This window comes from Salinimonas marina (assembly GCF_015644725.1).
Classification (GTDB): domain Bacteria; phylum Pseudomonadota; class Gammaproteobacteria; order Enterobacterales; family Alteromonadaceae; genus Alteromonas.
This window is the reverse complement of the sequence record NZ_CP064795.1, coordinates 679,233-701,395: the sequence shown is the minus strand read 5'-3', so window position 1 is coordinate 701,395 and position 22,163 is coordinate 679,233. Positions and strand designations below refer to the sequence as shown.

Sequence of the window (22,163 nt, the reverse complement as noted above, 5' to 3'; positions counted from 1 at the left end):
TGGAGACCTCTTTTTTGCTTTGCTTTTGACGCGTTTTTATCTACAGTCACACGCTGGGCAAACTGCTGTAAAAATTAAGGAATTTGTATGTCTTCTCCCATTCGCAAGGTTGTTATCGCCGGTGGCGGTACCGCCGGATGGATGAGCGCAGCCTTACTTAAGAAAGTACTGCCTCATCTGGAAATAGAGCTGGTTGAGTCGGCAGATATTGGCACCATCGGTGTCGGTGAAGCTACCATTCCTCCCATTCAGACATTTAATCAGTTTTTAGGTCTGGATGAAAAAACATTCTTACGGGAAACCAATGGCACCATCAAGCTGGCGATTTCATTCGAGAACTGGCGTGTGCCGGGCGAAAGCTACCTGCATACCTTCGGCGCCCCGGGGGCCACTTTAGGATTTTGTGGGTTCCAGCATTTTTGGCTGCGAGCAAAGAAAGCTGGCCTCCAGCAATCGCTGTGGGACTTTGATTTAAATTACTTAAGCTGTCAGGCCGGTAAGTTCAACAAAATTCAGACTGAAAACCCGGTCTACTCCATGGGCTACGCCTACCACTTTGACTCCTCACTGTATGGCCAGTTTTTACGCCGTTTGGCCGAGCAGTCAGGGGTAAAGCGCACCGAGGGCACTATTGCTCACATTGCTCAAAATGCGCAGACCGGCTTTATTGAAGCCTTGCAATTAAGCGATGGCAGACAGCTTAAAGGCGATTTATTTATCGACTGCACTGGTATGCGGGGGCTATTGCTGCAACAGGCACTGGGGGTTGGCTATGAAGACTGGTCGCACTGGCTATGCGCCGACAGCGCGCTGGCGGTACCTTCCCAGCGCCACGATACCACCCTGCCCTATACGCGCAGCATTGCTCGCCAGACAGGCTGGCAATGGCGGATCCCGCTGACCCATCGTAATGGCAATGGTCTGGTGTACTCTTCGCAGTATCTTAGTGACGATAATGCCCACGACATGCTGATGGGCAATCTGGAAACCGAGGCGCTGGACACGCCGCGCACCATTCGCTTTAAAACCGGACGGGCCGAACAGCAGTGGGCAAAAAATGTTGTGGGTATTGGTCTTTCCAGTGGTTTTCTGGAGCCACTGGAGTCCACCAGCATTCACCTTATCCAGTCGGGTATTGTCCGTCTGCTAAAACTGTTTCCCAAGGATGACATTCTGGCCTCGTCGCAGGCGCTTTACAATCGCGATTCAAAAGAAGAATTTGAAACCATTCGCGACTTTATTATTTTGCACTACTATCAAAATGAGCGCACCGATTCCGACTTTTGGCAGGATATGCGTCGCCTGGCCCTGCCCCACCGGCTTGAACAAAAAATCGCAGCATTCAAAGACTCGGCGACCATCTTCAACGAAGCCAATGATATTTTTCGTGATGCTTCCTGGGTTCAGGTAATGATGGGCCAGGGGATCACTCCGGCCAGTTATCATCCAAGTGCCGATGCGTATTCCGATGAGGCGATTCTGGCATTGATGCAAAAAATTTATCACGCAAAACAGCAACCCATTGAACAAATGCTGAGTCACGATGAGTTTCTGGCCCGGTTTACGGCGGCCTCATGAATTCGCCGCAGCGTATTATTATTGCCGGCGGCGGCACCGCCGGCTGGATGGCCGCCGCACTCATGGCCCACCGCTTCAAATCTCTGCCCGTGGTGATCACCTTAATAGAGTCCTCTGATATTGCCACCATCGGCGTAGGCGAAGGCTCTACGCCGAGTCTGAAACAGTTTTTTGCTGAACTGGGCATTGCCGATGAGACCTGGATGCCACAGTGCAGCGCCACCTATAAAGTGGGGATTGAGTTTTGCAACTGGAGTCCGGCGTCAGGCGTGCCCAGTTATCGGCATCCGTTTATCTCTCAGCTTGATACCTTTTCGCAGCGCCCGTTTGAAGTGAATTGCCAGACCCGGCGCCTGGGCCTGGATGTCACCACCCATCCCGACAAGTTTTTGTTTAATAGCTACCTGGCACAAGCACATTGTGCTCCGGTTACGCCTCCCAATTTTCCGTTTCGAATGGAATACGGCTATCATTTTGACTCAGCCCGGCTGGGCCAGTTTTTAAAAAAACATGCGCAGCAACTGGGAGTGCGTCATGTTGATGCCAGAATTGCAGGGGTGGACACCCACCCTGATGGTAGCCTGAGCACACTGATCGATGCCAGTGGTCAGCATTACAGCGGCGATATGTTTGTCGACTGCACCGGGTTTCGCTCATTACTGTTACAACAAGCATTGGCAGTGCCCTTTGTTTCGTTTGCCGATAACCTTTTTAATAATAAAGCCATGGTACTGGCCACCGACACCAAAGCGCCGCTGCCGGTGGAAACCAAAGCCACCGCTTTAAGTAATGGCTGGGCCTGGCAGATTCCGTTACACAGCCGCACCGGCAATGGCTATGTCTACAGCGATGCCTATCAGACGCAAGAAGCCGCTGAGCAGGAGTTTCGGCGCTACCTGGGAGTGACCGACGACGCCCAGGTGCAGCATCTGTCGATGCAGATAGGACAGGTAGCACAGCACTGGTCGAAAAACTGTGTGGCCCTGGGATTAGCCCAAGGCTTTATTGAGCCGCTCGAGGCCACGGCGCTGCACCTGGTGTATCAGTCCGCGCGGCTGTTTTGCGATCAATATCAGCACAGTGGTTTAAAGGCGCAGCAAAGCGGTACCTACAATCAGCAGGTGACTGCGCAATTTGACAATGTACGTGACTATATCGTGGCGCATTACAAACTCAACACCCGCAACGATAGCGCCTACTGGCAGGACAACCGAAACCATCGGCACTTGTCTGAGTCACTCTTACAAATCCTGGATACCTGGTACCGGGGCCGTGACCTGGCGGCGCACTTAGCAAACCACCGCGAAGCCACCCATTTCCATAGCACTTCCTGGCATTGTTTGCTGGCCGGATACGGCACTTTCCCGGCTTTAGCGCCCGACCAGCCGGGTCAGGGTGACTTATTCAAGGAGCATCGGTTGCAGCAATTTTTTGAAGGCTGTCTGCTTAATTTCAAAACATAGCTTCTGTCTGCCTTTATCCAGCCCCGGGGTTTCAATCAATCCATGCATTTGCGGTAAGCTGGTCGCGCTGCTTGCCACTCTTTCCAAGACTACCGATGCTAGAGCGCCTGGCCGAGACTGGCCAGGGGTGATTGGTATACAAGCTACTTCAGGACTCTGCTTGCATGAGGTTTAAGCGTAGCTACCGGCGTTGCCAGCTGGCTTGAAAGGGAACAGCTGGCGCCTATTCCCGTGGCCGAATTTGATGACAGTGCGCTGTTAAAACTGTTTGGCTCACAAGGCTTCGGGGTATTTTGTGCCCCGTCCTGTATTGCCGCTCATGTGGAGCAGCATTATCAGGGAGCGTGTATTGGCCAGGTCAGCGAACTGAACGAGCAATTTTTTGCGCTGACCCGACAAAATCAGCGCGACATTGTGTTACCAGCGACATTATTGCCCAAGCCCGGAGGTTATTGGCGACAAGCGCTGACTAACTGGCCTGCTTGGTTAGCAAGATGGTCATGCCATGATTAAAATGGCGCATCCACTCGGCGCTAAACTGCCCTTTGGCATTGCGGTTCATATGAATGACCGCTTCTTTTTTGCTCATCGGCGCTGTTTTATTGTGGGCACGTGGTTGGGTCAGCGCATCGTAGGTATCTAAAATAGCCAGCAACCTAGCGCCGGCACAAATGTCATGCTCTTTGATGCCCAGCGGATAACCACTGCCATCGGGACGTTCATGGTGCTGCATTACAATTTTGCGGGCATGATCCCACTGATCAAGATGTTCCAGCAACCGCGCGCTTTTATACACATGCGAACGCATCAGATTAAACTCGTTGTCGGTATAGGACTCGGTTTTATTGAGAATATGCAGCGGCATAAATGCCATGCCAAAGTCATGCACATAACAGGCAACGGCCAGTTGATCATCGTTGATGGGTTTGCCGGCCAGATGATTGATATATAACGCCAGCTTGGCAATACGATCGCCGCGCCCGCCCCAGTAGTTAGACCGGTGCTCAATGGTTTTCATCATTTCACGAAAAAACAGCATGTCCATATGTTGTTCAGCGCTTAACCCTTTAGGAATGCCGGTGTTGGCCAGCGTCGCCGGCGGCGCATCGGGTGCACCTGAAAGGCTATGTTTGTGCGCCGAAGCATTGCCTGACTCCGGATTAAGCAACAACACAGCGTCGGTTAGCAGCTGGTCGTGCTCATGCTGGTTGGATGGCAGCACCCTGGATATAGCAGTTACTAGCTTAGTATGCAGGCTATCATCGTAACTGGCGATGCCTTTACTCATGACCTCCTGTACAAAGTGTTTGACCCTATCCATGGTCAGCAGCACCAAATCGCTCATGGTGCTGGTGTAATTCACTTCACCTTTGCGCAAATAATCCAGTAAGTCTTCAACATGTTGTAACAACGGGATCATCGGCCCGAAGTTAACCAGGCCTAAATCCCCTTTTATGGTATGTATAGAACGAAATAATGAACGCTGTAATTCATTGTCCGCCGGTCTGAGTTCCAGTTTAATGAGGGTTTGTTCACTGGCCTCGTACAGCTCATTGATCTCTTCCATCAAATCAGTGAGGATGTCATCTTCTAGTTCTTCAGGCACGAATGTCTGCATGGTTGGGTACCGCTTTAAAGTAAAAGTGTATGGACACCGGATAAAGTCTTATAAGCCTATCGGTAATTTCATACCGCTTCTTTAATTCTTTAGAGTAAAAAACTGATAACCACACTGATCGGACATGTGCAGCTGCCACATTATTTTATACTGCCCCGAAATTTAGCAAAAGGATCCTTAGTGCTCGCCTTAATTCGCCTTCCTGTTTTACTGATTAGTTTTATTCTGATAAATCTGGTCGTGTTTGTGGTGTGTATATGCCGCCCGTTTCATCGTAACAATGTGCACTTTGCCGGTAGCGCCTATGCCATGCTGGCACCGATTCTGGGGCTGAAAGTAGTGGTACGGCCTTCCCCCGCTATCGATTTGAATCAGGCGTATGTGTATGTGGCGAATCACCAGAATACCTACGATATCATTACAATTTGCAAAGCCGCCCTGCCCGGCGTGGTCACAGTAGGTAAAAAAAGTCTGAAATGGATCCCCATTTTTGGTCAGATTTACTGGTTGTCCGGCAATATTATGATCGATCGAAAAAACAGTGGGCGCGCCCGGGACACGCTGGCCCAGGCCGGTAAAAAAATTCAGCAGCGCCGCACCTCGGTATGGGTGTTTCCAGAAGGTACCCGCAGCAATGGCCGCGGCATGCTACCGTTTAAATCCGGCGCCTTTCGGTTGGCCAAAACCGTGAATGAACCCGTGGTCATGGTCACCGCCAGTAACCTGCATAAAAAAGTAAACTGGAATCGCTGGAACAACGGCGTTGTGCTGATTGAGATGAGTGCCCCGGAGCCACTCACCGAGGATAAAAACATCAAGCAGTGGACCGACTATTTTTATCAGCAGATGAAAGAAAAACAGGTTGAACTGGATCGACAAGTCGCTGAAATGGAAAAAAAGCGATAAACTTACTACCAGACCTTTTAATGTGGACGGTTTATGAAACAAATTGACGAAAAAGCCGAATGGCATGAGTTCAATCAGGAAACCATCGATGCCCTGCTTGAAGATGGCAGCGAAGCCGATGCCCAGTACACCATCGAGCATCACCTGGCCAGTAACGACTTTGACAAGCTGGAAAAGGCCGCGGTGGATGCATTTAAGGCTGGCTTTGAGGTAAGCGATGCCGAAGAGCTTATGCTGGATGATGGCGGCATGATTTTTTGTTTCGACGCCGTGGTTGAACGAAAGTTAGAACGCAGTCCGTTAGACCAGGACGTCGAAAATCTGCTGGTCATCGCTGACAAGCATGATGTGCATTATGATGGCTGGGGCACCTATTTTATGCCTCGGGACGATGAAGCGGATGACGCGCCGGACGAATACGATCTGGACGACTAATATCGCAGTCTGCTCCCCGATTCAGGCGCTTGCATTAATTGAGCACCTGAACTGGGGCTTTTGTACCAGCCCCTCCCAGTAGCCCCTGCAGCCCCTGTAGCGTGGTTTCAGACATCTTCCCTACACTGACGGAGGCTACTTTTCCAGTCAGTGGTGTGGTCAGCAGTTAAGATTGCTTTCAGCCAGTGTTCATTTTCATCCCGGCACACTAGGCCTGTGATCATCAACTTAGTGAAGGCGCCGATTATGTGGAAAAATACCCTCCGACTGACCACCTTTGTATTACTTGGGCTTGGACTTAGCCTGCCAACCTGGGCCAACAGTAAGGTCACGGTTAAAGAGACGCAGTTTGAACAACCCCTGAAAGAATCCTCGCTCCAACAGCAAAAAGACAAACGATCTGTGACGGCATTTGCCAGCAGACCCAAATCCCGTGTCAGTCACCACGACGAACCCGACTTTTGGATTTTCGACAGCTGGAGTGAGCTGTATCAGGATAATGATTTTGATAATTACTACTCCTCGCTGCGCCTGAGTGTGGATGTTGATAGCGTCTATTCGCAGGCACCGGTCTATCTGGTGGTCTATTTAGGCGACGCGACGGAATATTCGTCGGTGCATGTATCCTCGGTATTTGATGTTTATGGTGATGACAGCAACGACTTTCTGACCATGGATATTGAGCTGGTGACCGGCTTTGCCCCCTTTGATTATGATGTATTGGTGGAAGTCTACGATGCCCAGACCGATGAGCTTGTGGCCTTTAGTGACGCCCAGGATGATGCCGACCTGAGTTTGTTGAGTCTGGAAAGTGCAGACTATGATCGCTCGCAAGGCGAAACCGTGGTGGTGGTAGAAGAACATGGCGGGAGCCTGGCGGGGGCCGGATTAGCCGCATTACTGGCAGTTGGGTTCTACCGGCGCGTGTACCTGAGTGTGGGCCGGCGCGCCTGAGTTCAGATTGGCTATCGTAAAAAGTCGTTAATCATCGAAGAATAAATGGTAGAGAGCCCCATTCGGTGCCACAATTAAGTCATCGAAATTGTTTACCCCCATGAGTACTTATGAAAAAAAGCGCAGCTTCTGCCCCACGCAGGCGCTTTTTGAAAGGAGCCGCCGCCGGTGCTATTTGCGCCGGCGTAGCGCCGTTTTCAATCGGCAGAGAAAAACCGCTGGTCAGGGTTATGGGTACCCATGTCACCTTGCAGGAAGAGCTACGCCAGCGCGCCATGAGCGATCTGGGCATCCGGCTGCAATTTGAACCCAACGGCTCAGCGGCGGTGCTGCAAAAAGCAGCTATGAATCCTGATTCTTTTGATTTGTACGAACAATGGTCCAACAGCATCAACCTGTTGTGGCGGGCCCATGCTATTGCGCCCATTGAGGTCAAGCGTCTGCGCTACTGGGATGAGATAAACAGCCTCAGCAAAACCGGTAAAATTACGCCCCAGGCCCGTTTGGGCGCAGGCGATGCGCCACATAAGATTCTTAATATCCAGGCCGATAATAGTCTGGGCGCCGATCCTACCGGGCACATCAGCTTTTTGCCGTATGTACATAATGTTGACTCATTCGGGTACAACCAAAGCGCTATCGATCCGTCCTTGCTCAATGAAAAAGAAAGCTGGGGCTGGCTGCTGGACTCCCGTTCTTCGGGGCGGGTGGCGATTGTTAACGATCCGACCATCGGCTTATTCGATTTGGCCCTGGCGGCCCAGGCCAAAGGATTTGTTGAGTTTGCTGATATCGGCGCGATCACCCGCGCTGAAATGGATGCTTTGTTTGCGGTACTTATTGAGCTCAAACAACTTCAGCATTTCACCGGATTCTGGACCTCGGTACCAGAGTCTGTTCAGTTCATGCGCAATCGCCGGGCTATTATTGAGAGCATGTTCTCACCCGCCGTCTCGGCGCTTAATGGTGAGGATATTCCGGTGCGCTTTGCCGCGCCCGAAGAAGGCTACCGCGGCTGGCATGGGGTGATGTGCTTGTCCTCACGCACCCAAGGCCGGGTAAAAGACGCCGCCTATGAATATATGAACTGGTGGCTGTCGGGCTGGCCGGGGGCTTATATCGCCCGCCAGGGCTATTACATTTCTAACCCGCAACGCTCTGCAACATATTTAACTGAAGCAGAATGGAATTACTGGTATAACGGAATGCCCGCCGCTGAGCCCCTGAAGGGCACGGATGGTAAGATTTCTGTTAAGCAAGGCGAACAGCGGACGGGCGGCAGTTACGAGAGCCGCTTCAATAATGTCGCGGTATGGAATACGGTAATGCCGACCTACGAATACAGCCTGCAAAAGTGGTATGAGTTTATTACGTCCTGATCAAAGGAGTGACGGTTTTATATGTTTTCATCCATTCGTACGCAGTTGATACTGGTCCTGGTGGCGTTGATTGGCTTATTAGTGTTTCAGGGCATGATTGCCCGTACCAATCAAAGCGCGCTAGCCAATGGTATTGAAGCGTCCGGCCAGGCGGTTATAGATGTAGGCCTGGTCGGGGCGCTGGAGCGTGATGTATTGGATTTACAGCGCAATGTACTGATCTTTAAAGAAACCGCCAGTCAGTCTGCGGTCACCCGATTTGAACGCCTGATGCGCTCCATCGAACAACGGTTAACGGCATTGGAAGGTTCCCGGTTAGCCAGCTTGCCGGAGTATCAGGCCGAAAACACCTTAAACCGGATGCGAGAGCATTTGACCAGCTACCACCTCAATTTTAAAGAAGTGGTTGAAGCCCGGGAACAACGCGATAAACTGCTGGCCAGTCAGACCTTGTTCGGAAGTTTTGATTTAACGACGCAGGCCATCGGCACCGGGGTTGATCAGATGCCGCCTGCGAGCCGGGCGCAATTAAAATACCTATTAAGCCGGGCCGAGACCGCAGCCCTGCAGTACCTTATCGCCCCCGACAGCGCCTATATAGAAGCCTTTAACCAGGCATTAAGCGAAGCCAATGCACTTTTAGCTAACCAGCCTGACGAGCTTGCTGCGGCTATTTCACAGCATCTTACTCAAATTGATAACCGTTTTTTTCGTCTGACCCGGCTGATTCAGGGCAACCTGTTCTTGGTGAATGTGGTGATGGCCGGTTCGGCAAATGAGTTTCTGTATTTAAGTGGCGAATTATCAAACCAGGTGAATCAGCAATACAACGATATCAAACAGCAGTCGCAACAGGGCGCCGTTACCGCCCAGCGTAACCTCGAGCTGGTGTCGCTGGTGGCCATTTTGCTGGCTCTGGCCGCCACCGTTTTTACCGCATTTCGGATCCTTCGGCCTATTCAGCGTATTTCGGATGTTTTTCGAAAACTGGCCGATGGTGGCAAGGTCACGGCAGTGCCCGGCTACCAGCGTCAGGATGAAATTGGTCAGCTCGCCAGATCAGCCAAAGTGTTTAGTGACAAAAATCAACAGACTCAACAGTTGTTAAAAAGTGCTCAGGAGCTTAATGCCCGCCAGACAGCCTTAAATGCCGAGTTGCATGAGTCGAAACATCGGGCCGAGCAGGCCACCGCCTCCAAAAGCATATTTCTGGCGAATATGAGTCATGAAATACGCACGCCGATGAATGGCATCATCGGCTTGATTGAGCTGGCCCAAAAGCAACCTATGTCTTCAGTATTAAAAGGCTACCTGGACAAAGCGGCCCACTCCAGTCAGATTCTCATGAGTGTAATCAACGACATCCTCGATTTTTCCAAAATTGAAGCCGGTAAACTTGAACTTGAAGAGGTTAGTTTTTCACTGCACTCCGTATTTGACAATTTGCTGGCGGTCATTGCTTTGCGTGCCCAGGAAAAAAATCTCAGTGTGCATTTAACTGCCTCCCCGGATTTACCGGCAATGCTGGTGGGCGACCCCTTGCGCCTATCGCAAATTTTAATGAATTTATGCACCAATGCAGTGAAATTCACCGAACAAGGAAAAATCAGCATCCATGTTGATGGTGAGCTGAACGAACACGGAAATGTGCTGGCGCTGCATGTGGAAATTGAAGACTCAGGCATTGGTATGTCAGAAGAACAGCTGGAGCAAATTTTCAAACCCTTCACCCAGGCCGATGAAGCCACCAACCGCAAATTCGGCGGTACCGGGTTAGGCCTGGCCATTGTAAAGCAGCTTACCGAGCTTATGGGCGGCGAACTGGCTGCCAGCGCCTCGTTAGGTTCAGGCTCTACCTTTCATGTCACCCTGCCATTACGGACGTTCAAAAACCAGCCAGGGATCTTGCGTCAGCTTCCCGGTCTGCCTTTTACCAGTCAGTATTATTCGAATAAGCCCCTGCTGCCCGAGGATTATCTGGAGATTTTACAGCTTTCTGCTTTGCCTGCGCCGCTTGAGGCGTTAAGTCAGGACATTGGCGCCCCGGAATGTTTGATCATTGATATCGAAAACTACAATATTTTTAAAGCGCTGCTACCGCGTCTGAATACCCTGGTAGCCCGTGATATACAGCTGGGGCTGATTATCGACACCCAGCCCGGCCAGTTGGTAGAAAAAATCACGGCCCAATGGTCACACCCCTTATTGGTTCACCCATTCACGCCCCAGCAGTTTGCCCACTTTGTATGGGCCATGGCGGGTGAGTCCAGGGCACCGGTGCCCTTAACGGCTGAAGTTAATGAGCCTGATATGCTCGAAGCCCATATATTGCTGGTGGAAGACAACAGTATAAATCAGCTGGTGACCGGCGAAATGCTGACCTCACTGGGGATCACCTTCGATGTGGCCGAGGACGGTCAGCAGGCCGTAACCAAAGTAGACAATGCACCGCAATATGATTTAGTACTCATGGATGTCCAAATGCCGATAATGGATGGCTACGAAGCCACCCGTGTACTGCGTGGTAAAGGCTATACCGATTTGCTTATCATCGGCTTATCGGCAAATGCCATGAAAGAAGATAAAGTACTGGCCCTTAAAGCAGGCATGGACAATTACCTGACCAAGCCTATAAAACGCGATGCGCTGGCCGCGATGCTGAAGCGTTATCTACATGCCGCGTCTGACAAAGCCGGTATTATCAGCACGTCACCCTAGTCTGTTCCACTTTCGGTAGCTTATCGAAACCAGTATATTATGGTTTTTATCAAACTGTATGAACGACACCGTGCCTTGCAAGGGTAAGACGGTATTGTGAAAGGTGGTGTTATGTTACATCGAACGGTGTTTGCTATATTAATGTCTTTGGCATTGAGCAGCATTATGTCGGCGTGGGTTACCTATATTAATCTTGGCATGACCGCACATTTTTTACAGCGCTGGTTTGAAGCCTGGATACTGGCCTGGCCCGCCGCAGGAGTGTGCGCTTTTATTTTCGGACCTTCGGTGCACCGCCTTAGTGCGCATATTGTCGCCCGCCTCGTAGGCGAACAACCTAACTGACGCCCATAAAAAACCCCGGCCGAAGCCGGGGTTTTGAGTTTTATTTGCGGCGTGGGCCGGATTTGGAACTACAGCGCGCTGATGGTCTCAAACTGCTCTCGCAATTTCGCCAGTTGCTTTTGCGCTTCTTCCAGTTTGCCACGCTCTTTTTCAATAACCGCATCTGGGGCGTTGCTGACAAACTTTTCGTTCGCTAGCTTACCTTCGGTGCGGTTAACATCCTTTTCGGTTTTCTCCATCGCCCGTCCGATGCGGGCCAGTTCAGCCTCTTTGTCAATCAGGCCAGCCATCGGGATTAGAATTTCCATATCCTGCACCAGCGCCGTGGCACTGGCCGGGGCGGTATCCTGAGCGCCCAGCACCGTGATGCTGTCTAACCGTGCCAGACGATCAATAAACGGGCGGGCAATCTCCAGGCGTCGCGTATCGTCATCACTGACATTGCGCAACAGGGCATCAAGAGGCTTATTCGGAGAAATATCCATTTCGCCGCGAATATTACGAATACCCACAATAAAGCGTTTCACCCACTCGATATCGCTTAGCACCTGAGCATCCTGCTGACTGCTGTCCTGCTGCGGGAACGGCTGCACCATAATACTATAAGGGGCACCTTCTTCCGGGTCTATTACTGCACTAAGCGGCGCCACCTTCTGCCAGATTTCTTCAGTGATAAATGGCATGAACGGGTGCAGTAAGCGCAATGTGCTTTCCAGGATATTGATGAGGGTATAACGGGTACCGCGTTTTTGCGCTTCTGTGCTGGTTTCACTGTTTAGCACCGGCTTGGTCAGTTCCAGATACCAGTCGCACAGCTGATTCCAGGTAAACTCATAAGCCGTCTGGGCGGCAATATCAAACCGGTAATCGGCCAGGGCCTCTTCAAACTCTTTCAGGGTTTTCTGGAACTGTGCGCTGATCCAGCGATCGGCCAGACTTAGTTCCATATCTCCGCCATTCCGGCCGGTATCCAGCGCTTCGGTGTTCATCAACACAAAGCGCGAGGCGTTCCAGATCTTGTTACAGAAATTCCGGTAGCCTTCAACCCGGTTCATATCAAAGTTGATATCACGGCTGGTGGAGGCCATGGCGGCAAAGGTAAAGCGCAGTGCATCGGTGCCGTATGCCTGGATGCCATCCGGAAACTGCTTACGGGTGCGCTTGGCAATTTTTTCTGCCAGCTTGGGCTGCATCATACCCGAGGTACGCTTGGCCACCAGCGACTCAATATCAATGCCATCGATAAGATCAATCGGGTCCAGCACATTGCCTTTCGACTTTGACATTTTATCGCCGCTTTCATCGCGGATCAGACCGGTAATATAAATATCTTTAAACGGGATCTGGCCGGTGAACTTTTTGGTCATCATAATCATTCTGGCGACCCAGAAGAAAATAATATCAAAGCCGGTTACCAGCACCGATGAAGGTAAAAAGGTCTCCAGCTCTTCGGTTTTTTCAGGCCAGCCCAGTGTAGCAAATGGCCACAATGCTGATGAAAACCAGGTGTCCAGCACATCTTCGTCCTGACGTAACACCACCGACTCTGCCAGGCTGTGCTTGCGGCGTACTTCTTCTTCATCCCGCCCGACATAGATATTGCCCTGGTCATCATACCAGGCCGGGATCCGGTGGCCCCACCATAACTGCCGCGAAATACACCAGTCCTGAATGTTGTGCATCCACTGGTAATAGGTTTTGTTCCAGTTCTCAGGCACAAACCTGATCTCCCCAGACTCTACCGCATCTATGGCGGGTTTTGCCAACGACTCTACCGCCACATACCACTGATCGGTCAGGAAAGGTTCAATGACCGCATTGGTGCGATCGCCCCGGGGCACTTTAAGTTTATGATCTTCCACCTTTACCAAGTGGCCGCTGGCATCCAGATCGCTGACAATTTGCTTGCGGGCATCAAACCGATCCAGCCCCCGATAGGCTTCAGGCGCTTCATCGTTAATTTTCGCATCAGCGGTCAGCACATTGATCATCGGCAACTCGTGACGCTTGCCCATGTCATAATCATTAAAATCATGGGCCGGGGTGATCTTCACACAGCCGGTTCCAAATTCCGGGTCGACATAGTCATCGGCGATAATGGGGATCAACCGGCCGGTGATGGGCAGTTTAATCTGCTTGCCCACTAACGCCTGATAGCGCTCATCTTCGGGATGCACAGCTACCGCCGTATCACCCAGCATCGTTTCCGGGCGGGTGGTTGCCACTACCAGCTCGCCAGAGCCATCTTCCAGCGGATAGCGCATGTGCCACATGTGGCCTTGTTCTTCTTCGTTAAGCACTTCCAGATCAGAGACTGCCGTATGCAGCACCGGATCCCAGTTCACCAGGCGCTTGCCGCGGTAAATCAGGCCTTCTTCATGGAGCTTAACAAACACTTCAGTCACCGCAGATGACAGATTGTCGTCCATGGTAAAGACTTCGCGATCCCAGTCTGGCGAGGTGCCTAAGCGGCGCATTTGCTGAGTAATGGTGCCACCGCTTTGCTCTTTCCAGTCCCAGATTTTCTCGACGAATTTTTCGCGGCCTAAATCATGCCGGGTTTGCTGCTGGGCATTAAGCTGACGTTCCACCACCATTTGTGTGGCAATACCGGCATGGTCGGTACCTACCTGCCACAACGTGTTATCGCCCTTCATACGATGGTAGCGGGTTAACGCATCCATAATAGTTTGCTGAAAACCATGGCCCATGTGCAAACTGCCGGTCACATTGGGTGGTGGCAACAAGATACAGTAGGGCTCGCCATGGCCAGATGCCTTAAACATCCCGGAAGCTTCCCATTGCTGGTAACACTGCTGCTCAATGGATTTCGGTTCGAAGGTTTTATCCATACTTACTCTCAATATTACGCGGACTTGAACTGCATCTGACAGCCAGCCTGCTGAAATTGTTTATAACGAATTCGCGCCGCCTTTTTGGCCTCATCGGCCGCGGGCACAAAGTCTATGATTTGCTGAAACTGCCCCATCGACTGCGGCAGTATTTCACTAAGATTGACCAGCACATGCCGGCGGCTTAATTGCTCTGGCAGCCAGCAAAGCTCTACCGGCGTGCCTGAGGGCGGGCCTTCACCCGACATATTATGGGGCACAAACCGAGCGGCCGGTAGCTGCCATAATAAGTCATCCAGCACCTCGGCCTGCGACTGACTGGCGCACCACACCACACACCGCTGTTTGTTTGCAAACGCATTGGCAATAAGCTCACAGGCCCTTACCGGGCCTGCATCTTTGGTGTCCTGGAGTTGATAAAAAGTGACTTGCGGCATCGCGCCTTAGTCCTCGTCGCTCACACCGGCACGGTTCATCAGAAACTGTGACAGCATGGGGACCGGACGCCCGGTGGCGCCTTTATTTTTACCACTGCGCCACGCGGAACCGGCAATATCCATATGGGCCCAAGTGTACTTTTTGGTAAAGCGTGACAAGAAACACCCTGCGGTAATAGACCCTGCCGGGCGTCCGCCCAGATTGGTCATATCCGCAAACGGGCTTTCCAGTTGATCCTGGTATTCATCCCACAGCGGCAACCGCCAGGCGCGATCAGAGCTTTGCTCAGAAGCATTAATCAGCTCGTGGGCCAGCGGGTTGTGCTGGCTCATGACCGCACTGGCATGTGAGCCCAGTGCAATAATACAGGCACCGGTTAATGTGGCGACATCGATAACCAGTTCTGGCTCGAAACGCTCAACATAGGTTAAGGCATCACACAACACCAGACGACCTTCAGCATCGGTGTTTAATACTTCAACGGTCTGGCCCGACATGGTGGTCAGAATATCGCCCGGGCGATAGGCTTTGCCATCTGGCATATTTTCGCAGCCAGCCAATACCCCAATGACATTTACCGGCAGATTCAGCTCGGCAACGGTATGCATCGTGCCCAGTACGCCGGCGGCTCCTCCCATGTCATACTTCATTTCATCCATGCCCTCACCAGGCTTGATTGAAATACCACCGGAGTCAAAGGTCAGGCCTTTACCTACCAGCACAATTGGAGGCTGGTCAGCGGGTCCGCCACGATGATGAATAATGCTCATCATCGACTCGTTTTCTGAGCCGCGGCCTACCGCCAGATAAGCTTGCATACCAAGCTCAGCCATCTGGGCTTCATCGACCACTTCGGCCGTCACCGACTCATAGTTGGTCTGAAGCTTTTGCGCCTGCTCCCACAAATAAGCCGGATTACAAATATTTGGCGGCATATTGGCAACATCACGGGTGGTTTTTGCCCCTTCGCTGATGGCCAGACCGTGCTCAATAGCACGCTCGCCTATGTTTAGCTCGCGACGGGTGGGCACATTGAAAACCATCTTGCGTAATGGCCGGCGCGGTTCGCCTTTTTTGGTTTTAAGATGCAAAAAGGTGTACAGCGAGTCTTGTGTAGCTTCCACCGCCTGGCGCACTTTCCAGTAGGTATCACGACCCTTTACATGCAGCTCAGTTAAAAAGCATACCGCTTCCATGGAGCCGGTTTCATTCAGGGTCTGAATGGTTTTGGCGATAATTTGCTTGTACTGACGTTCGTTTAACTCGCGTTCCTTGCCGCAGCCTACCAGCAGGACACGTTCGCTAAGCACGTTAGGAACATGGTGTAACAGCAACATCTGACCGGCTTTTCCTTCAAGGTCGCCGCGACGCAGCAAATTGCTGATATATCCTTCGCTGATTTCGTCTAATTGCTCAGCTACCGCAGTCAAGCGCCGTGGCTCGAACACCCCGACGACGATGCAGGCGCTGCGTTGTTTTTCAGGGCTACCACTTTTTACACTAAACTCCACGATGACACCTCGCTTTTATCCATTTTGTGTTTGCAGAAATACAAAAATCACATAACGTTTTACGCTACTTTTGTGTTTTAATACACAGCTTAACTTGCATGGGACACCCAGATACAGCAAAGTTGCTATTTCAGCACTTTTTTCGCTGTAACAACCGTGTGATGCTTAATTTCCATGCAATCTGGCACGCATTTACAGGCAAAACTTGTAAAAACGTTTAGTTTACTCAAATTTGTGCTTTCTTTCACTATAATTCCAATTTTTCCAGTAGGGCTCACATGCTGATATTTCGCTACCTGATTAAGGAAACGCTGAAGTCACAGCTGGCAATATTCTTCATTCTGATGGCCATCTTTATCACCTTGCGGTTTGTCCGGGTTCTGGGCGATGCTTCTGACGGTGACATTCCAGCCGGGCTGGTAATGGGCTTTTTAGGGCTTTATGCCCCCATTCTTGCTTCTTTAATTTTACCGATTAGTGCGTACCTGGGCATTATGCTGGCCCACGGACGTATGTACGTAGACAGTGAAATGACGGTGCTGCGTGCTTGCGGCGTCAGCGAATGGTATATCACCCGGGTAATGTTGTTTTTGTCGTTGTTTATTATGGTCATTACCGGCTTCATCACGCTGTATCTGGCCCCGACCGCGGCGGAAAGTGAATATCTGCTGCGGGAAAAAGCCCGCAACGAAGCCGGGTTTTCAGCCCTGGTCCCTGGGCGTTTTCAGCAAACCGGTAATGAAGAAGCGGTGATTTTTGTGCACGACATTGATGCCAAAAACGACCAGTTACAACGAGTATTTTTATCGCAAAACCAGCCCGAAGACGAATATACCCAGGTGCGGGTGGTGTATGCCGATGCCGGCTCGATCCAAAACAACAAAGATGGCACCCGCAGTCTGGTACTGAAAGACGGGGTGCAGTATGAAGGCATTCAGACTCAGCAAAACTACCGAAAAGTTGAATTTGATGAATATCAGATTCAGATAGCCGACGAACCGGCTGAAGAGCCACGGGGTAAAGTCAGTGTGCTGCCCACTATGGAGTTGTGGAATGATAACTCTGTGGAGGCCCGGGCGGAATTGCAGTGGCGTCTGGCCATCCCTTTGTCTATCCCGTTTTTAGCGTTAATCGCGGTGCCGTTAAGTTCAGTGGACCCGCGCCAGGGCCGCTTTGGCAAGATGATTCCGGCTATCTTGCTGTACCTGGGTTACTTTTTGCTATTACTGGCCAGCCGACGGGTCCTTGCTGATGGCAAATTGCCGATTCAGCTGGGACTATGGTGGGTACACGGGATCATGCTGATTATCGGGGTCACGCTGATTGTCAGGGATCGCAAAACCGGTACTGAGCTGCGCGCCTGGCTGTTGGGGAAAAAGTAATGTTTAAAATTCTCGACCTTTACATTGCCCGCACCCTGCTGAGCACCATCGCCGTGACCTTATCGGTATTGATTGGCTTAAGTGCATTGATCAAATTTGTTGAGCAACTGCGCAAACTCGGCGAAGGGGATTACGATATCACTCTGGCCGCGATTTACGTGCTTCTTAGCCTACCCCGTGACTTAGAACAGTTTTTCCCGATGGCGACCCTGCTAGGGGCCTGGTCGGTATGGGCGTACTGGCCAGTAACAGTGAGCTGATAGTGATGCAATCCGCCGGGCTAAGTCGCTGGAATATCATCAACTCAGCCATGAAATCGGCAGTGTTGATGATTCTATTTGTAATGGCAGTGGGTGAATGGGTGACCCCGTATAGCGAAGCCAAGGCCAAAGAGCTTCGTACCGAGGCGCTCACCGGCGGGTCGCTGTTTTCCTCCGATGAACTGGTATGGGCCAAAGATGGCGAGCATTTTGTCAGTATCGGGCAGGTGGTGACCCGCGAACGGCTGCAAGAGATCAGCATTCATGACTTTGCGCAGGATTTAACCCTTAACCAAATCATTTTCGCAAGCAGTGGCCACTTTGATGGTCAAAGCTGGTGGCTGGAAGACGTCACTATTACCCAGTTCACTGATGAGCAGGTGAGCACCCAAACTCAACCGAAACGGCGGTGGGATTCATCGCTCACCCCGGACAAGCTGGGAATCGTGGCAGTGAAACCAGAAACCCTGTCGATTACTGGCCTATCTGAGTATATTCAGTATCTGGATAACAACACTCAGGATAGCAGCCGCTATCAGCTGGCGTGGTGGCGTAAAGTCCTGCAGCCGGTATCGGTCAGCGTTATGCTGTTAACCGCGTTGTCGTTCATCTTTGGGCCATTACGCAGTGTGTCGATGGGTGCCCGGGTTATCATGGGCGTGCTGACCGGCTTCGGCTTTTTTGTTTCCAACGAGGTGTTCGGACCTTTGAGCCTGGTATATAACTTCCCGCCATTTTTAGCCGCGCTGTTTCCCAGCCTGCTGTTCGCCGCCGTAGCGGCAATTATGCTACGAAAATAAATTAGCGGTTCTTTCGATGATTCAAAGCTGGTAGTTAAAAGCTGGTAATTAAAAGCTACCAGCTTTTATGATGATTAGCCTCGGCCGTTAGCTGCAATACTTCGGTGTGAGCGATGCGGTCTTGCAATGCTAACTTGTTTTTATAATCCAGCAGAACCAGTAAGGTCCCTACTCCACCGAGTGAAAAAATCAGCCGTAAAATCAAGCGGCCCCAGGTGACCGGCGCCGCCGTGGTCGAGTAGATTCGTAATCGCCATGCCCGCATTCCCAGGGTTTGGCCGCCTTTTTTCCAGAACCACAGAAAAAAGCCCGCAACCCACGATCCAACCCAAAGCTGAATGATTAGTTTGTAACCCACCGAAGCCTGAATCAAATCGGCTGGCTCAGCGAACCCCTGCAGACTCAATACCCCATTTTTAAGCAGGACCACCAGCGTTACTATCAGCACCATAGCCGCACACATCGCCACTGCTACGGCGACCAAAGTGTCGTAGACCATGGCCAGCAGGCGCTTGAAAAAGCTGGCTCGTACCAGTTGTTCTTTCACGGCAGTTGGTTGATGAGTCACTGAAATTTCCAAATAAGTTTAATAAATTGAGTCTGCCATAGTTTCAATAAGATACAACGAAGACAGTGGAAAAATTACTGACTGGACTGAGGTTTTCTCCTGGCATAGATACGCAGGTTGCCCGAACCCACGACGCAAGGTGCAAGTTGAATAAACCCGCTATGGGAAAATATTGTAAAAATACCATCAGAAAATTTCTGAATCGTCAGGCCGGGGAGCGGATTTATGCTTTTGATGCCTGTATTCGGGACGCTTTGTTCAAAAGCTGGGCAGTTAACTGACTTTGCAAGAAAAAAGCTTGTATGTCATTAACACATCGCTATAATGCTTTTCGTAGCGATAGCACACCTATCCAAGCCAGTGTGATGGAATTGGTAGACATGACGGATTCAAAATCCGTTGCCTTCGGGCGTGGCGGTTCAAGTCCGCCCACTGGTACCATCTTCTTTCAAGAAGAAACAATAAGCCGACGCAAGTCGGTTTTTTTGTGTCTGGAATACCAGAACTGCCTCGCCCAGGCGTGGCGTCCGAGTGTCGGCCCCGCGCGTGGCGACCAACCTAAAGCCCGCCCACTGGTACCATCTTCTTTTCTTACCAATGAAAGAGATAACAATAAGCCGGCCTCTGAGTCGGTTTTTTTGTGTCTCAATTTCAGAGTTCACCAGGCCTGGGCTGTGTTCGAGTGCCGGCCATGAGGTTAACGAAACCAAGCGCTTAAAAGAGCTTGAGTCTGAGAACAACAAGCTGAAAAAGATGCTGGCTGACAAGCTCTTAGAAGTAGAAGCGATGAAGGATGTGCTTTCAAAAAAGTGGTAACGCCAGCAGCAAGAAAGCCTGTCGCCCGTCACCTTATTGATGCATATAAGCTCAGTGAACGGGTTGCCTGCAAGCTTGCTGGTGTCAGCCGAACCGCATTCAGATATTGCCATAAGACAAAGCCTGATAGCGCTGTGCGCGCACGGTTGAAAGAATTAGCATCACAGTATCCTCGGTATGGTTATTTGATGCTGCATGGTTTACTCAAAGGCGAAGGGCTTGTTGTGAACCGCAAGCATACCTACCGCCTTTATACCGAAGAGGCGTTGCAGGTAAGGACGAAGAAGCGCAAGAAGCTGACTCGACCAAGACAACCGCTTGAGGTACCAACAGCACCAGATCAACGCTGGTCTATGGATTTCGTATCTGATCAACTTAGCAACGGCAGGCGCTTTAGGGTACTGAACGTGGTAGACGATTACTCTCGCGAAATGGTCGGCCAACTAGTTTCTGTCTCCATCAGCGGTCGTCAGGTTGCACGCTTCCTGAGTCAGCTCATTGAGCAACGAGGAAAACCAGCAAAGGTTATTTGCGACAACGGAACAGAATTTACCAGTAAGGCGATGTTCTTCTGGAGCAAGGAAACGGGTGTTGAGCTTGGCTTTATCCAGCCTGGTAAACCGACCCAAAATGCCTTCGTGGAAAGCCTTAACGGCAAGTTCAGAAACGAATGTCTGAATCAGCATTGGTTTAGAACAATGGACGAGGCAAGATACGAAGTAAATCTATGGCGTGAGCATTACAACCATGTTCGGCCACATAGCTCACTGAATTATCTGCCGCCTGTTGAGTATGCGAAACAGGCAGCATAATATGAAAAAACTCATCGAAAGAGTGGTGCTAGTTCAGGGGAAAGGTCACTTCAACAGGTCTATAATTGCAGCGCGATTTGGCACAAGACTCAACTACAATATAGAACATTAGTTCAGTTACATTTGCCCTTACGCTTCTGTAAATTTTATCTCGCTAATGAATATATCATTAGCGGAACATGGAGTTTTAATGAAAAAGGATATGAAATGAGAGAACTAACGGTCAAGGAAACGAACGATATTAATGGCGGGATAGTAGCGCTTTATTGGGTAGGTGCAGGAGCAGTATGGGCTTATCGCTCATATAAAACCGTAAGGTTTGTTTCTCAAGCTATGGCTGGCGGAGCTTTGTACGACGGTGCTAAGTCGATAGCCCGCTAGCTATAATAGCGTACGGCTAAAGCCGTACGCTTATTTTGGAAGCGTAAAAGTGCGTATACACGAAAGTCACTGTCCTTGTTGCAAAAGCATTATAGAGCTGTCTAAGAAAACAGAGCTATTAGTACACGAAACAATTACATGCCAAACCTGTGATACTACGTTTACCGTTAGTATTTTTTCAGCTGTACTTGCAACCTGTATTTTGGGCGTACCCGCTTGGCTCATTTTCGACGAACTCATAATTAATGACAACCACAACTATTTGAAGCTTCTTTTAGGCTTCAGTGTTTGTATGTGCACGGCGAGACTTGGCTTTCCATTCTCCACACTTGTCCAGGTAAGGCGTTGAGTATGCACATCCTGTATTCACCGCTCACCTATTATTTATGCCCTATCGATCTCTTTACATGGGCATCAACCCGTTTTGAACTAGCGGCTCATTAATCAAAGTCATATGTTATTGAACTTAAAATTGAGTACTACAAACAATTTTTGCTTGCGGAAACAGATAAGCAGTTACGCAAAGAATCTGAAAAGTTACATCTACTATTTCCAAATTCATGATTTTAGTGAATTAAAGCACACTTTAACTCTTAATTATTCGTTGCCTTCGGGCGTGGCGTCCGACTGTCGGCCCATTGCGTGGCGACGAATCTAAAGCCTGCCCACTGGTATCATCTCTTTTCTTACCAATGAAAGAGATAACGATGAACCGACGTGAGTCGCTTTTTTTGTCTGAAATACGTTGAATACCTTATTACCGCACAACCTTCAAATCTGCAGCCTTGGCTTTGACCGACTAAGCCCTGTTTTCACCGCTAGGCAAAGCTAATCTTCGATCATACATAACGCCATTTTGCTGGCTACTGTCCATCGCTTTGATAATTACCACTATCCAACATGAGTAAGCGTATGGCGGGCCAAATCTTGTGTTCTACCCGCCCAAA

At 50.5% G+C, this 22,163-nt stretch carries 16 protein-coding genes, 1 tRNA gene and 2 pseudogenes; 14 read left to right on the top strand and 5 right to left on the bottom strand.

Translation table 11 applies throughout. The annotated features are described in order from the left end of the window. Positions 1–87: 87 nt before the first annotated feature. From IT774_RS03000 to IT774_RS02990, 3 genes are all read left to right on the top strand, one after another. Entirely contained in the window at positions 88–1,578 is a 1,491-nt protein-coding gene (locus tag IT774_RS03000) for a tryptophan halogenase family protein (RefSeq protein WP_195811272.1), read from the top strand. After that, positions 1,575–3,041 carry a tryptophan halogenase family protein gene (locus IT774_RS02995; protein ID WP_195811271.1) on the top strand — a complete coding sequence of 489 codons (1,467 nt, stop codon included), beginning with the start codon at positions 1,575–1,577 and terminating at the stop codon, positions 3,039–3,041. The genes IT774_RS03000 and IT774_RS02995 overlap by 4 nt, the downstream gene beginning before the upstream one ends. A gap of 231 nt (positions 3,042–3,272) precedes the next feature. Beyond that, positions 3,273–3,554 carry a type 2 periplasmic-binding domain-containing protein gene (locus IT774_RS02990; protein ID WP_195811270.1) on the top strand — a complete coding sequence of 94 codons (282 nt, stop codon included), beginning with the start codon at positions 3,273–3,275 and terminating at the stop codon, positions 3,552–3,554. On the opposite strand, the gene IT774_RS02985 is transcribed toward IT774_RS02990, so the two are convergent. Beyond that, positions 3,511–4,659, bottom strand: a complete 1,149-nt coding sequence (locus IT774_RS02985; RefSeq protein ID WP_195811269.1) for an HD-GYP domain-containing protein — start codon at positions 4,657–4,659, stop codon at positions 3,511–3,513. The two genes, IT774_RS02990 and IT774_RS02985, sit on opposite strands and share 44 nt — an antisense overlap. Positions 4,660–4,839: 180 nt before the next feature. Between IT774_RS02985 and IT774_RS02980 the strand changes: the two genes are divergently transcribed. The 6 genes from IT774_RS02980 (at position 4,840) to IT774_RS02955 (ending at position 11,396) form a co-directional block, all read left to right on the top strand. Continuing rightward, a complete protein-coding gene (locus IT774_RS02980; protein ID WP_195811268.1) occupies positions 4,840–5,565 on the top strand; it encodes a 1-acylglycerol-3-phosphate O-acyltransferase in 726 nt (241 codons plus the stop codon). Between the two features lie 33 nt (positions 5,566–5,598). Further along, on the top strand, positions 5,599–6,000 hold the full coding sequence (rraB, locus tag IT774_RS02975; protein WP_195811267.1) for a ribonuclease E inhibitor RraB: 402 nt from the start codon (positions 5,599–5,601) through the stop codon (positions 5,998–6,000). A gap of 246 nt (positions 6,001–6,246) precedes the next feature. Further along, positions 6,247–6,954, top strand: a complete 708-nt coding sequence (locus tag IT774_RS02970; RefSeq protein ID WP_195811266.1) for a choice-of-anchor H family protein — start codon at positions 6,247–6,249, stop codon at positions 6,952–6,954. Positions 6,955–7,064: 110 nt separating this feature from the next. Continuing rightward, positions 7,065–8,333: an ABC transporter substrate-binding protein gene (locus IT774_RS02965; RefSeq protein ID WP_195811265.1), complete on the top strand. Its 1,269-nt coding sequence runs from the start codon at positions 7,065–7,067 to the stop codon at positions 8,331–8,333. Between the two features lie 21 nt (positions 8,334–8,354). Then, positions 8,355–11,051: a hybrid sensor histidine kinase/response regulator gene (locus tag IT774_RS02960; protein ID WP_195811264.1), complete on the top strand. Its 2,697-nt coding sequence runs from the start codon at positions 8,355–8,357 to the stop codon at positions 11,049–11,051. 111 nt (positions 11,052–11,162) lie between these two features. Further along, positions 11,163–11,396 carry a DUF2798 domain-containing protein gene (locus tag IT774_RS02955; RefSeq protein ID WP_195811263.1) on the top strand — a complete coding sequence of 78 codons (234 nt, stop codon included), beginning with the start codon at positions 11,163–11,165 and terminating at the stop codon, positions 11,394–11,396. Positions 11,397–11,464: 68 nt separating this feature from the next. Here the strand turns inward: IT774_RS02955 and IT774_RS02950 are convergent, their stop codons facing one another. Genes IT774_RS02950 through pepA form a run of 3 tightly spaced genes read right to left on the bottom strand, consistent with a single transcriptional unit; the run spans position 11,465 to position 16,197 of the window. Beyond that, complete coding sequence (locus IT774_RS02950; RefSeq protein WP_195811262.1) at positions 11,465–14,248, bottom strand: valine--tRNA ligase; 2,784 nt, start codon at positions 14,246–14,248, stop codon at positions 11,465–11,467. 14 nt (positions 14,249–14,262) lie between these two features. Continuing rightward, positions 14,263–14,685 (bottom strand): DNA polymerase III subunit chi, encoded by a 423-nt coding sequence (locus IT774_RS02945; protein ID WP_195811261.1) that lies wholly within the window; start codon positions 14,683–14,685, stop codon positions 14,263–14,265. Positions 14,686–14,691: 6 nt separating this feature from the next. Next, positions 14,692–16,197 carry a leucyl aminopeptidase gene (gene pepA / locus IT774_RS02940; protein ID WP_195811260.1) on the bottom strand — a complete coding sequence of 502 codons (1,506 nt, stop codon included), beginning with the start codon at positions 16,195–16,197 and terminating at the stop codon, positions 14,692–14,694. Between the two features lie 278 nt (positions 16,198–16,475). Here pepA and lptF point away from each other — a divergent pair, with 278 nt between their 5' ends. Both lptF and lptG read left to right on the top strand, forming a co-directional pair. Continuing rightward, positions 16,476–17,579 (top strand): LPS export ABC transporter permease LptF, encoded by a 1,104-nt coding sequence (gene lptF, locus IT774_RS02935; protein ID WP_195811259.1) that lies wholly within the window; start codon positions 16,476–16,478, stop codon positions 17,577–17,579. Next, positions 17,579–18,639 (top strand): annotated as a pseudogene (gene lptG / locus IT774_RS02930) (LPS export ABC transporter permease LptG). The gene lptF and the pseudogene lptG overlap by 1 nt, the downstream one beginning before the upstream one ends. 55 nt (positions 18,640–18,694) lie before the next feature. Here lptG and IT774_RS02925 read toward each other — a convergent pair. After that, positions 18,695–19,207: an RDD family protein gene (locus IT774_RS02925; protein ID WP_269749787.1), complete on the bottom strand. Its 513-nt coding sequence runs from the start codon at positions 19,205–19,207 to the stop codon at positions 18,695–18,697. A gap of 356 nt (positions 19,208–19,563) precedes the next feature. Here IT774_RS02925 and IT774_RS02920 point away from each other — a divergent pair. The 3 genes and pseudogenes from IT774_RS02920 (at position 19,564) to IT774_RS02910 (ending at position 21,216) form a co-directional block, all read left to right on the top strand. Beyond that, positions 19,564–19,648: transfer RNA gene (locus tag IT774_RS02920), tRNA-Leu, on the top strand. Between the two features lie 243 nt (positions 19,649–19,891). Next, positions 19,892–20,835: pseudogene (locus tag IT774_RS02915) on the top strand (IS3 family transposase); the annotation flags it as partial. Positions 20,836–21,042: 207 nt separating this feature from the next. Next, entirely contained in the window at positions 21,043–21,216 is a 174-nt protein-coding gene (locus tag IT774_RS02910; protein WP_195811258.1) for a hypothetical protein, read from the top strand. Positions 21,217–22,163 lie beyond the last annotated feature (947 nt).

What these genes read in the sequence shown, in the direction of transcription:
- IT774_RS03000 (WP_195811272.1), top strand. Translation starts at nt 88, where the DNA reads ATGTCTTCTCCCATTCGCAAGGTTGTTATCGCCGGTGGCGGTACCGCC.
- IT774_RS02995 (WP_195811271.1), top strand. Translation starts at nt 1,575, where the DNA reads ATGAATTCGCCGCAGCGTATTATTATTGCCGGCGGCGGCACCGCCGGC.
- IT774_RS02985 (WP_195811269.1), bottom strand. Translation starts at nt 4,659, where the DNA reads ATGCAGACATTCGTGCCTGAAGAACTAGAAGATGACATCCTCACTGAT.
- rraB (WP_195811267.1), top strand. Translation starts at nt 5,599, where the DNA reads ATGAAACAAATTGACGAAAAAGCCGAATGGCATGAGTTCAATCAGGAA.
- IT774_RS02970 (WP_195811266.1), top strand. Translation starts at nt 6,247, where the DNA reads ATGTGGAAAAATACCCTCCGACTGACCACCTTTGTATTACTTGGGCTT.
- IT774_RS02965 (WP_195811265.1), top strand. Translation starts at nt 7,065, where the DNA reads ATGAAAAAAAGCGCAGCTTCTGCCCCACGCAGGCGCTTTTTGAAAGGA.
- IT774_RS02960 (WP_195811264.1), top strand. Translation starts at nt 8,355, where the DNA reads ATGTTTTCATCCATTCGTACGCAGTTGATACTGGTCCTGGTGGCGTTG.
- IT774_RS02955 (WP_195811263.1), top strand. Translation starts at nt 11,163, where the DNA reads ATGTTACATCGAACGGTGTTTGCTATATTAATGTCTTTGGCATTGAGC.
- IT774_RS02950 (WP_195811262.1), bottom strand. Translation starts at nt 14,248, where the DNA reads ATGGATAAAACCTTCGAACCGAAATCCATTGAGCAGCAGTGTTACCAG.
- IT774_RS02945 (WP_195811261.1), bottom strand. Translation starts at nt 14,685, where the DNA reads ATGCCGCAAGTCACTTTTTATCAACTCCAGGACACCAAAGATGCAGGC.
- lptF (WP_195811259.1), top strand. Translation starts at nt 16,476, where the DNA reads ATGCTGATATTTCGCTACCTGATTAAGGAAACGCTGAAGTCACAGCTG.
- IT774_RS02910 (WP_195811258.1), top strand. Translation starts at nt 21,043, where the DNA reads ATGAGAGAACTAACGGTCAAGGAAACGAACGATATTAATGGCGGGATA.